Genomic DNA, 1869 nt, shown 5'->3' with positions numbered 1-1869 from the left:
CGCACAGGTTCCCCGCTTTCCGGGTCCGGCTCGGGAAGGTAACTCATCTCCACCACCGCTGCAGCCTGTTCGGAATAGGTCAGCTTCTCGCCGTCGGCGTCGCGGGCAAACTCTCGGTAGACATACACGTTGCCATCCCCGTCGGCGGCGAACCAGTACCATGCGAACGGGTCTGAGTAGCCCGGGTCGTTGGCGACCCACCGCCGCCACCAGGCGGGGATGGGGAACGGTTTCACCACGTGAATTTCCCGGCTCCACTCGTCGAACGCCTGTCCTTCGTAAACGTCCCAGTCACCGTCAAGCAGTGCCCTGCGCCTGGCTTCCGGTAACTCCATGAGCCTGGCGATATAGCCCGGGTCTGCCCTGCAAAGGATCTGGTTGTCCTGCACCCTGGCCGGGATGAAGCACCGCTTCCTCGGCGGGAGTCCAGCCGCGGCCTGTTCCGGCGTCTGCGGGGCCTCCCAGACCACTTCCGGCTCAGCCGGGGTGATCCACCGCTTTTTCACCCAGGCGTGACCGGGGCCGCCGGGGTTGGTAGCCGCAATGACCTTGGGCCTGATGGCCGGGTTGGTGGTGCGGTTCCGGGAAAGCAGGTACAGGTACTGGCCTTCCTGGAAGTGTGTGAGCTCATCGAAAGCGATAAGGGAAAACTCGGAACCCTGGTACTTGTACTCGTCCCCGGACTTATCCAGGCTCCCGAACTGCAGCACGCTGCCGTTGGCAAACGTCCACCTGTGCTTGACCTCCTGGTACTGCGCCACCCGGCGGGGAATTAATTCCTTCGACCGGGGTATCGGCTTCGCTTCCAGCTCCGGATACGTGCGGCGCAGGAACAGAACCCACGTGCCAGGGTATTTCTCACACCACACGATGCAGGCAATCAGCAGGGATTCGGTCTTCCCGCCGCCCGCGGCCCCGCCGTAAAGTATTTCGTCCGGCCCGTCCGGGTCCAGGACGTTCAGCAGGAATTTAGCCTGTCTCGGCTGCGCCTCCCACCTCATACCTCATCAGGCGCCTTGATGATAATCTGCAGCGCCTCGCCGTCCGGCCCGGAGTGCTCGTGTTTCTGCGGCGGGTCCGGGATGGACTTGTCAATCAGGTACACCGCTATATCTTTAAGCAGCCTCTCGGCCCATGCCGTGCCGGGGTTGCGTTCGAGAAATTCAACCAGGCGCTTCTTCTGCGCCAGCAGGTCCCGGTAGGCATCCACCGCCCCGGCGTCGATGGCCTTGCGCAGGTTGATGGTCTGCTCCCTGCGCATCTCCTCGACCCAGGCAATGTGCTCCCGCACTTCCGGGTCCTGCAGCAACTGGTAGGCCCAGGCCCGGTTCTTGTACCCGGCGGCCCGGCAGGCGGCGGTGAGGTCGTAGCCGCTAAGGACGTAGGTCTCGGCCAGGATGATTTTCCGCGTGCGTTTCTTCATAGTCTCGGCCATCTTCGTCACCACCCTGTCGCGCTGAACGTTATCCTCCCGCAACCCTGTCGTACCACCACTTGACCACCCGCCGGAGGTCTTCCAGCGTGGCCCTGTTCCGCCTCGGCTGTATTGGAGGTGGATACATAACAAGCATTTCGTATGGTACGTTATTCTCGCCCCACACAACGATGATTGTAAACAGCCCGGTATTCCGTAAAGCGTTGAAGGTTAACATCTGCCCCTGCTTGATCCGCACGCCGGGCTTCTTTGCCTCCAGCACGAGGAAGCGGCCATTTCTCTCCACCAGACCATCAATATCGGTAGGCTCGATCCTGCTGCCGCCAAAGCAGCCCTTCAATATACCCCAGTCCCACGCACTCTCCAGATAGAGGTCGGGCCTCCTGATCGTCAAGGCACATATCTCCTCACCACGGCGCCGAACCGGGAAAATA

At 61.7% G+C, this 1869-nt stretch carries 3 protein-coding genes; all 3 read right to left on the bottom strand.

Annotation, left to right across the window (positions count from 1 at the left end; translation table 11 throughout):
- Positions 1–1001: terminase large subunit domain-containing protein (locus ACPLUI_RS14445; protein ID WP_424660941.1), on the bottom strand; the 1001-nt coding region annotated here is incomplete at its 3' end.
- Positions 998–1435: a hypothetical protein gene (locus ACPLUI_RS14440; RefSeq protein WP_424660940.1), complete on the bottom strand. Its 438-nt coding sequence runs from the start codon at positions 1433–1435 to the stop codon at positions 998–1000. The genes ACPLUI_RS14440 and ACPLUI_RS14445, both read right to left, overlap by 4 nt.
- 28 nt (positions 1436–1463) lie before the next feature.
- A partial coding sequence (locus tag ACPLUI_RS14435; RefSeq protein ID WP_424660939.1) for a hypothetical protein occupies positions 1464–1869 on the bottom strand: 406 nt, incomplete at its 5' end.

Origin of the sequence: Desulfofundulus sp. (assembly GCF_049701015.1) — a bacterium.
Taxonomy (GTDB): domain Bacteria; phylum Bacillota; class Desulfotomaculia; order Desulfotomaculales; family Desulfovirgulaceae; genus Desulfofundulus.
The sequence above is the reverse complement of the archived record's forward strand: the minus strand, read 5'-3'. Positions and strand labels throughout refer to the sequence as shown.

Bases quoted from the DNA above. Each gene is read 5' to 3' on its own strand.
- ACPLUI_RS14440 (WP_424660940.1), bottom strand. From the start codon at position 1,435: ATGGCCGAGACTATGAAGAAACGCACGCGGAAAATCATCCTGGCCGAG.